This is a genomic window from bacterium, from assembly GCA_027622355.1.
Classification (GTDB): domain Bacteria; phylum UBA8248; class UBA8248; order UBA8248; family UBA8248; genus JAQBZT01.
Genome location: JAQBZT010000122.1, coordinates 1 through 8,183, shown reverse-complemented (window position 1 = coordinate 8,183; position 8,183 = coordinate 1). Strand labels below are relative to the sequence as shown.

General features: G+C 61.3%; 10 protein-coding genes. 6 read left to right on the top strand and 4 right to left on the bottom strand.

Features of this window, described 5'->3' with window-relative positions:
* From O2807_08465 to bioD, 3 genes are all read right to left on the bottom strand, one after another.
* Positions 1 to 447, bottom strand: a 447-nt coding sequence (locus tag O2807_08465) for a hypothetical protein (GenBank protein ID MDA1000531.1), incomplete at its 3' end; no start/stop codon positions are given.
* A gap of 119 nt (positions 448 to 566) precedes the next feature.
* On the bottom strand, positions 567 to 992 hold the full coding sequence (locus tag O2807_08460) for a hypothetical protein (GenBank protein MDA1000530.1): 426 nt from the start codon (positions 990 to 992) through the stop codon (positions 567 to 569).
* A 148-nt stretch (positions 993 to 1,140) separates the two neighbouring features.
* Entirely contained in the window at positions 1,141 to 1,866 is a 726-nt protein-coding gene (gene bioD / locus O2807_08455) for a dethiobiotin synthase (protein MDA1000529.1), read from the bottom strand.
* Between the two features lie 31 nt (positions 1,867 to 1,897).
* Here bioD and O2807_08450 point away from each other — a divergent pair, with 31 nt between their 5' ends.
* Complete coding sequence (locus O2807_08450; GenBank protein ID MDA1000528.1) at positions 1,898 to 2,131, top strand: sulfurtransferase TusA family protein; 234 nt, start codon at positions 1,898 to 1,900, stop codon at positions 2,129 to 2,131.
* A gap of 13 nt (positions 2,132 to 2,144) precedes the next feature.
* On the opposite strand, the gene O2807_08445 is transcribed toward O2807_08450, so the two are convergent.
* Positions 2,145 to 3,347 carry an MFS transporter gene (locus tag O2807_08445; GenBank protein ID MDA1000527.1) on the bottom strand — a complete coding sequence of 401 codons (1,203 nt, stop codon included), beginning with the start codon at positions 3,345 to 3,347 and terminating at the stop codon, positions 2,145 to 2,147.
* A gap of 359 nt (positions 3,348 to 3,706) precedes the next feature.
* Here O2807_08445 and O2807_08440 point away from each other — a divergent pair, with 359 nt between their 5' ends.
* From O2807_08440 to O2807_08420, 5 genes are all read left to right on the top strand, one after another.
* A complete protein-coding gene (locus O2807_08440) occupies positions 3,707 to 4,735 on the top strand; it encodes a fructose-bisphosphate aldolase class I (protein MDA1000526.1) in 1,029 nt (342 codons plus the stop codon).
* 86 nt (positions 4,736 to 4,821) lie between these two features.
* On the top strand, positions 4,822 to 5,859 hold the full coding sequence (gene fbp, locus O2807_08435; GenBank protein MDA1000525.1) for a class 1 fructose-bisphosphatase: 1,038 nt from the start codon (positions 4,822 to 4,824) through the stop codon (positions 5,857 to 5,859).
* The gene (locus tag O2807_08430) at positions 5,856 to 6,770 is read left to right on the top strand and encodes an OmpA family protein (protein MDA1000524.1); all 915 of its coding nucleotides are present in this window, start codon (positions 5,856 to 5,858) and stop codon (positions 6,768 to 6,770) included. Before fbp ends, O2807_08430 begins: the two co-directional genes overlap by 4 nt.
* Positions 6,771 to 6,875: 105 nt before the next feature.
* On the top strand, positions 6,876 to 7,538 hold the full coding sequence (locus tag O2807_08425) for an MBL fold metallo-hydrolase (GenBank protein MDA1000523.1): 663 nt from the start codon (positions 6,876 to 6,878) through the stop codon (positions 7,536 to 7,538).
* Positions 7,539 to 7,566: 28 nt separating this feature from the next.
* Positions 7,567 to 8,145 carry an NUDIX domain-containing protein gene (locus tag O2807_08420; protein MDA1000522.1) on the top strand — a complete coding sequence of 193 codons (579 nt, stop codon included), beginning with the start codon at positions 7,567 to 7,569 and terminating at the stop codon, positions 8,143 to 8,145.
* Positions 8,146 to 8,183: the final 38 nt, after the last annotated feature.

Here is an 8,183-nt window from a genome sequence, read left to right as displayed (position 1 = left end):
AGGCGGCAGGTCCTTGCTCGGGTTTTTGATCTGTTTTTCTACCTCGCGCATGATTTCCTTGTCGTCGTAAAGTTCCACCGTGCCGTACTGGTAGGTCAGCTTGACGTAGTCGCGCTCTTTGCGCTCCTGGTCGCGTGTCTCGCGGACGATATTTTCCATGTCGACGGACTCGGGATTCTTGCTACATTTATTACATTGTTTTTGAATTTCTTCGAAATATTTGGACTCGCTGTAGTCGGGGGGCAACTCGTCGCCGGGTATCTTGCTGCTGACTTCAAACTGAATCCCCTGCCCGAAAAACTTCGGGGGGCCGATCTCATAGGTAATACCCTTGACGTTGAACCGATCGCCCTTTTTGGGCTCATGCTTTTTCTGAAGGTCTTTCGTCAGGCGCCCGAGGGTTCGGGAGGCTACCTCGATGTAGAGTTGTTCCTGAAGTGATGCCATATTCTGGGATCTCCTTTCGGTACCAAAACCGAAGAACCGGGAGAACATGCCCTAGCAGGACGGCATGAGTCAAGACAACAAGATAGATTCTCCCGGCCCGTGAGGCCGGACCCGGTTTTTCACTCACTTTTCACTGAAGAAAAGGAAGGAAAATGGCCAGCACGATCCAAATTCGTTTCGCAGGTTATTCGCCCCCACATACTTCCCACAGCCGGGCCGCGCTGCGCTTCGGGGAGACGATGCGGGCGCGTCTCGGGGAGCGCGTCAAAATCGATCACTTCTGGAACGTCCTCGACTTCGGCTACAAGGCGGAGGACCTGCTCGCCATGGTCGAATGCGGCCTGCTGAGCATGTGCTACTTTTCGACAAGCTATCTCGCACCGCGGGTGCCGGAGCTGGAAGTTCTGGACCTCCCGTTTCTCTTCCCGGATATCGCCCAAGCCCGGGAGGCACTCGATGGAAAGCTGGGTGCGTTTCTTATCCAAAAAACGGAGGCGCGGACCGGCTACCGCGTTCTCGGCCATTGGGACAACGGCTTCCGCCATCTCTCCAACCGGCTTCGGCCGGTGAAAACCCCCGCCGACTGCGCGGGCCTGCGCGGTGGCCCCGGTCATCGCCGATGCGCGAGAGCGCTTGGGAGATGCGCTATTCTCCCTCGCCGAGGGTCCCTGAGCGCAACACGCACGCGTTTCATTAAAAAGAAAGCTGAATTCCTTCGGCAGCCTGCAGCAACAGTCCGCGAACTGCCTCCAATCCTTCTTGGCTTCCATACAGAAGATCCCGTACATCCGGAAGATGCGGAAACACCCCCAAAAGCGGCGCATCGCAAAGCGCCTCGATCGCCGAGGGGTTCCGGCGCGCGGCAGGCGTCTCTTCTCCATCGAGATCGTTCAGGACGATGCCCGCCACCGAAAGACCCTCTGCCCGCGCGGCACGGACCGTGAGTTGCGTGCCGTTCAGCGTGCCCAGCCCCAGCGGGGCGACGATGAGCACCGGCAGGCGGCAGCGCACCGCCAGATCGATCATCTGGGCGCCCGGCGCCAGCGGAACGAGCAGGCCGCCCGCGCCCTCAATAAGCAGCGGGCCGGGCGATGCCCGAAGGGCGGAAATGGCGCCTTCTATCGCATCCAGATCGGGGGGGGCGCCCTCGAGCTCGGCGGCATGGGCGGGCGCCATCGGGGCCGCATACCGGTAGGGACAAATTTCCGCCAATGGCCTCGGATCGCCCGATGCCTCCTTCAGCGCCCACGCGTCCGCGGGGAAAAGCTCCCCGCCCCTTCGCGCGCAGCCCGTCTCAGCCGGCTTGAGGACGCGCGGCCCCCGGCCCTCCGCCGCCCAGCGGGCGACCAGGGCGCACCCCACCACCGTCTTTCCAACGCCGGTTCCCGTACCGGTGAGAAAAATGGCAGGATCGTTCATGATGCCTTCTCCGCGGAGAGGAGCCTACGGAATGAAGCCGGCGAAGACCGAAAATCTGCTCGGTGAAATCTGCCCCATGACCTGGGTGCGGACCAAGCTTGCCCTCGAGGAAATCGGCCCGGGCGAGGTACTCGAAGTATGGCTCGATTCGGGGGAGCCGGCCGGGAGCGTTCCCGAGAGCGCCGCCGCCGAGGGATACCTCGTCGAATCGGCCGCCGCACGCCCCGGGGGCGGGGTGGCCGTCCGGCTCCGAAAACCCGCATAGGGAGGGCGCCCCATCACCGGGACGCCTCTTGCCCGCCGCCCGAAAAAGCCACAAACCCCAGCGCCCCGATCAGGGCCACGGCGGCACCCGCGTGAAGCAGGCCCGAAAAACCCCACAGCGGCAAAAGCGCTCCGGCGATTAAGGCGCCTGCCGAGGCACCGACGCCGAAGGTGGCCGAGCTGTAGAGCGACTGGGCGGTGTTCTTCGTAGCCGCCGGGCTCAATGCATCCAGATACTGCACCGCGGCGGCATGATATACGCCGAAGTGGATCCCGTGGAGCGCCTGAACGGCCAGCACAAAAACAGAATTTTGCGACCAGGTGATCATCTCCCACCGCAAGGCGGCGGCGAACATTCCCGCGGCGATCATGGTCTTGAGACCGACCCTTCGCTGAATGGCTTCGGCGAAAACCAGAAAAAAGATTTCGCTCACCACCCCCACCGTCCAGGCCAACCCGATGAAGCCCGCCGGCATCCCCAACTCGCGAAGGTAGATGCTGAAATAAATCCCGAATGGACCCGCACTGAACGACACCAGCAACGAAGTACTCAAAAATACGAACAGGGGCCGGCTCTTCAGAAAAATCCCGAGCGCTCCCCGGAATCCGGCCAGAGGCTCTCCGCCCTCTCGGGGAAAGAAAAAAAGAACGCCGACCAAAACCCCCCCGCTCGCCACCACCACCGGAAAGATGACCGTGATGGAAAAGCGATCGATGAGCCATCCGCCCGCCAGCGCCGCCAGGATAAAGCCGAAAGAGCCCCACCAGCGCATCCGGCCGTACTGCCCTCCGCGCACCTTCAAATCGCGCAGACACACGTTCTCCGCGATGGGGACGATGGAGCCGCGCGTCATCGAAAAGGCCGCGATGAGTATCAGCAGCGGCCAAAAAGAGCGGACGATCCAAAGGCCCGCCGCAATCGCCACCCCCAGCCCGGCGCACACGAGCAAAACCTCGCGTCCCCGCCGGTACTTGTCCGCGACGGCGCCGAGAATGGGGGGCGCCACCGACTGGACCAGGCGCGGAGCCGCGTTGAGCAGGCCGAGCTGCAGCCCCCCGATGCCGATGGCATGATAAAAGACGTTCAAAAAGGGCAAAAAAACGCCGACACCGAAAAAATGGATGAAATAGAAGGCCGGAATCCGCCAGTAGCGGGGGGCGCCGGAGGGAGCATCTACAGCCGACACTCCCGCAGGCGCTGGGGGCATGCTGTCCATCGGCTCCTCCCCCTCTCCCGGGTGGCATACATCGAACCGGTTGATTTGGCCCCCCCATCCGAAATCAGACGGAAACCAGGCCTCGTTTTCCGGGAGTTTCGCTCCCCGAATTCGTTTCTATCACAGATATCTGCCGGCCGGGTCCGGTTCCGTCACGTGGTCGAATTTGCTATTCTTGGCCGTGGAGATGACTTTAATCTTGATCGATGCGGGTCCTTTGCGGCGCCTCCTCCCCCGAGGGGCGGAGCGGCAAAGGGGTTATTCGGATTGCGGTTCCGAACATCCGGGGCCGATCATCGGAGGAGAGGATATCTTTCCACCCTTTTATTTCATCCAGAATAAGAATCAGGAGTGTCGCCATGGCCACCTTCGACCTTCAAGCCACCGCCAAAGATATGGTTGCAAAAGGCAAGGGAATCCTTGCCGCAGACGAGAGTGGGTCCACGATCAAAAAACGGTTTGACGAGATCGGCACCGAATCCACCGAAGGGAGCCGGCGCGACTACCGCGAAATGCTCTTCACCACGCCGGAGATCTCCAAGCACATCAGCGGCGTCATTCTCTTCGATGAAACCCTGCGCCAAAACGCTTCAGACGGCACCCCGCTGGCAGAAGTCCTCTCCCGCCAGGGCATTATTCCCGGCATCAAGGTGGACAAGGGCGCCAAGGACCTCGCCGGGGCGGCGGGAGAAACGGTCACCGAAGGGCTCGACGGCTTGCGCGAGCGGCTCAACGAATACCGCGAACTCGGCGCCCGGTTCACCAAATGGCGCGCCGTCATCACGATCGGCGGCGGCATCCCGAGTCAATACTGCATCGACGCCAACGCCCATGCCCTCGCCCGCTACGCCGCTCTTTCGCAAGAGGCGGGGCTGGTGCCCATCGTCGAGCCCGAAGTGCTGATGGACGGCAATCACACCATCGAGCGCTGTTTCGACGTCACCTCCGGCACGCTCGAGAGCGTTTTCAGAGAGCTCTATGCGCAGCGCGTATCCCTCGAGGGCATGCTGCTCAAGCCGAACATGGTGCTCTCGGGCAAGGATTGTTCCTCTCAGGCGACCATCCGGGAAGTGGCCGAAGCCACCTTGCGCTGCTTCCGGCGGCATGTGCCCGCCGCGGTTCCGGGCATCGTGTTCCTCTCCGGCGGACAGACCGATGAAGCCGCCACGGCCCACCTGAACGAGATGAACGCAAAGGGGCATCTTGCCTGGGAGCTGAGCTTCTCCTACGGCCGGGCCCTGCAGGCGCCCGCGCTCAAGGCGTGGGGGGGCAAAGCGGCCAACGTGGCCAAGGCCCAGCGGGTCTTTTCCCACCGCTGCAAGTGCAACGGCGCCGCCCGCTCAGGCAGCTACACCGAAGCGATGGAAAAAGAGCTGGTGAGCGCCTAAGGCGCTTTCCAGGCGGATCGACAACCGCTCCCTCCCCAAAGGGACGGGGTGCACTGCCGCTTACCAGGGCCGGGGGATCGAAGAGGATGACAACGACGGCCACGAAACAAAATTCCACCAAGGGGTTCACCCTTGAGCGGCACATCAGCGAGGAAGAACGGCACCACCCGGGAGCCCGGGGGGAGTTCACCCGCCTGGTCAGCCAGATTTCCCTCGCCTCGAAAATCATCAACGCCGAGGTCAACAAGGCCGGCCTGGTGGATATTCTCGGTCTGACCGGACACACGAATATCCAGGGCGAGGAAGTCCAGAAGCTCGACTCCTACGCGAATGAGGTCTTCCGCAAGGCGCTGGACCATACCGGCGCCGTGTCGGCGATGGCCAGCGAGGAAATGGACGACCTCTTTGTCATCCCGAGCGAACTGGTCAACCGCGGAGAATATGTGGTTGTGTACGATCCGCTCGACGGCTCATCCAACATCGACGTGAATGTCAGTATCGGATCCATCTTCTCCATTTTGAAACGCCCCGACCTGAGCCGCGAGCCCGTGGTGGATGATTTCCTGCAGCAGGGATTCAATCAGTTGTGCGCGGGCTATGTCATCTACGGCTCATCCACCATGCTGGTCTACACCTCGGGGAACGGGGTGAACGGCTTTACCCTCGATCCTTCGGTGGGAGAGTACTTCCTGTCCCATCCGAACATCGAGATTCCCGCCCGCGGGAATATCTTCAGCACGAACGAGGGCAACTCCACGAAATGGCACGAGGGGATGAACCGCTACATCCGCTACCTGAAAGAAGAGGACAAGGAAACCGGCCGCCCCTACTCCGGGCGCTACATCGGTTCGCTGGTGGCCGATTTCCACCGGAATCTCCTCAAGGGCGGGATCTTTCTCTATCCGGGCGACAAGTCAAATCCGAACGGAAAACTCCGGCTCCTCTACGAATGCAATCCGATGTCATTTATCGTGGAACAGGCCGGGGGCGCCGCCACCGACGGCCACCGCAGGATTCTCGACATCCCGCCGGAAAAACTGCACCAACGCACTCCTTTCGTTGTCGGCAGCCGCGACGACGTGGAGGAGGCGGGACGCTTTCTCTCCAAAGGCGCGAACGAATGATCGGAAAACCTCAAAATACCATTATCGCGCTGGCCGCCGGCGTCTTCCTTCTGGGGGGGTGCATTGCGGTCGAGGACTATGAGCGGAAAGTAGCCGAGGCCACGACACTGCGCCGCCAGTTGGAGGACGCCCGGTCCGAAATCGGCAATTATCAGCGGGGCACGGAGAAATTCCGCAAGGAAATCGACCGGATGAAAACCGAGAACGAGGCGCTCGGCCAATCGCTCACCATGGCCCGCCGCTATGGCCAGCAACTTGAAACCAAGATATCCGATTTGCGGGCCAACTCCACCACCCAGGCCGAGGACACGAAATCGGCCCAGCAAAAAGTGACGATTCTCGATCGCACTCTCACGGAAAACAAAAAAAGAATCATCGTCCTGGAAGAAAAGAGCGTCGGCTTGCGCAAGCGGCTCGCGAGGTTCGAGGACCGCCTCAAACTTCAGGAACAAGTGGAAAAAGATTTAAAGGCCACGTTCAAGAGCGAAATCGCCTCAAACGCGATCGGCGTGCATCTCGCCGGGGAACAATTGGTCATCCGCCTGGCGAGTAATTTGCTCTTTGCATCGGGAAAGATTGATATCCAGGCGAAAGGAAAGCGCCTGCTCGACAAGGTGGCCGTCACGCTCCGCCGCTACAACAACCGAGAGTTCCAGGTACATGGCCACACCGACAACGTTCCCATCAGCCCACGCCTCGAAAAAGTTTTTGAGTCCAACTGGGAACTTTCCTCCGGGCGTGCGACGCGGGTCGCCCGCTATCTGGTGGAGGCCGGCAACCTCAATCCCAAAACCGTTTCGGCCGCGGGGTTGGGTGAATTCCGCCCCATCGCGGACAATAAAACCCCTGAGGGCAGGCAGAAAAACCGCCGCATCGAAATCATCATCTTTCCTCCTTCCGAGCTCAGATAATTCCGCGCGCACATGGCTTCTTCCACCTCCCGGGCCACTCTTGCAAGGTGATATTTTCCGGCAAGAGCTTTCTCGGAGATCATTTCCGCAAGGAGAAATCACCCCGTGATTATTGAGCAGATTCCGGTGGGCGCTTTTCAGATGAACAGCTACATTGTGGGATGCCCCGACCGGAAGGAAGCCATTTACATCGACGCGGGCGCCGAGGTGGATCATGTGATCGAACGATTCACCACCCTCGGGCTGCGCCCGGTCAAAATCGTCGGCACCCACGCCCACCTGGATCACGCCGAGGGGGTCGCCGAGGCGAAGGAAAAGCTCCGGATCCCCTACCTTCTCCACGAGGCGGAGATGTTCAACCTCCAAAATATGCCGAACGCCGCCCGGGCCTATGGCTTCCCCGAGCCGCCCGTACCGGAGGTGGACGGATTTCTCATCCCGGGCGAGACTCTCGATGTGGGCCTTCTGAAGTTCGAGATCCGGCTCACCGACGGGCACGCTCCGGGAAATATTACGCTCTACTCCCCGGGCGAGGGAGATGCACCCGGCCATGCTTTCGTCGGCGACGCGCTGTTCGCCGGCTCGATCGGCCGGACAGACCTGTACATGGGCAGCGCCGAGACCCTCCTGCGGAGCATCCGCACCCAGCTGCTCACCCTTCCACCCGGGACCATCGTCCACCCCGGCCACGGCCCCGAGACAACCATCGGCCAGGAGGCCAAGATGAACCCCTACTGCCAGCCGGGGGCGGAAAAGTATCTGACATGAAAATCACCGTGCGCGGGAGCCTATACAATTGAGCGATACGCCGCCCGCCCATCCATACCTCGGTGGCAAGATACGCCACTGCGTCTCTTGCGGAAGCCCGCTGGCGTACCGGAAGTGGGACTTCGACGGGAGCATGCAGTTTTGCTGCACGCGCCCCGGGTGCGGCCACGTGCACTTTCTCGATCCGAAGGTGGCGACCGGCGTGATCCCCGCCATCGAGGAAAAAGCCATCATCCTTCAGCGGGCGCACAATCCCGGCAAGGGGCTCTGGACGTTTCCGGGGGGATATGTTGATCGCGGCGAAGTGGTCGAGGCGGCGGCGGCCCGGGAAGCAAAAGAAGAAGCCGCCATCGACGTGCGCGTCGGCCCCCTGCTCGGCGTTTACTCATTCCCCCAGAACCCGGTCGTCCTGATCGTCTATGCAGGCGATGTGATCGGCGGCACCCCGAGGGCGAACAGCGAAAGCACCGCCCTGAAGATGGTCGGTCCCGATGAAATCAATTATGAAGAGTTGGCCTTCGATACGACGCGGGCCGCCATGAGGGACTGGTCGCACTGGATCAAGACAGGGGAAATCCCCTCTTTCCTCCCGCCTGCGGGCTCCTGAAAACCCCCTTTTCAACCTTTTGTGGGGTGGGCGCGCCT

What these genes read in the sequence shown, in the direction of transcription:
- O2807_08430 (MDA1000524.1), top strand. Translation starts at nt 5,856, where the DNA reads ATGATCGGAAAACCTCAAAATACCATTATCGCGCTGGCCGCCGGCGTC.
- O2807_08440 (MDA1000526.1), top strand. Translation starts at nt 3,707, where the DNA reads ATGGCCACCTTCGACCTTCAAGCCACCGCCAAAGATATGGTTGCAAAA.
- fbp (MDA1000525.1), top strand. Translation starts at nt 4,822, where the DNA reads ATGACAACGACGGCCACGAAACAAAATTCCACCAAGGGGTTCACCCTT.
- O2807_08460 (MDA1000530.1), bottom strand. Translation starts at nt 992, where the DNA reads ATGGCGGAAGCCGTTGTCCCAATGGCCGAGAACGCGGTAGCCGGTCCG.
- bioD (MDA1000529.1), bottom strand. Translation starts at nt 1,866, where the DNA reads ATGAACGATCCTGCCATTTTTCTCACCGGTACGGGAACCGGCGTTGGA.
- O2807_08445 (MDA1000527.1), bottom strand. Translation starts at nt 3,347, where the DNA reads ATGGACAGCATGCCCCCAGCGCCTGCGGGAGTGTCGGCTGTAGATGCT.
- O2807_08450 (MDA1000528.1), top strand. Translation starts at nt 1,898, where the DNA reads ATGAAGCCGGCGAAGACCGAAAATCTGCTCGGTGAAATCTGCCCCATG.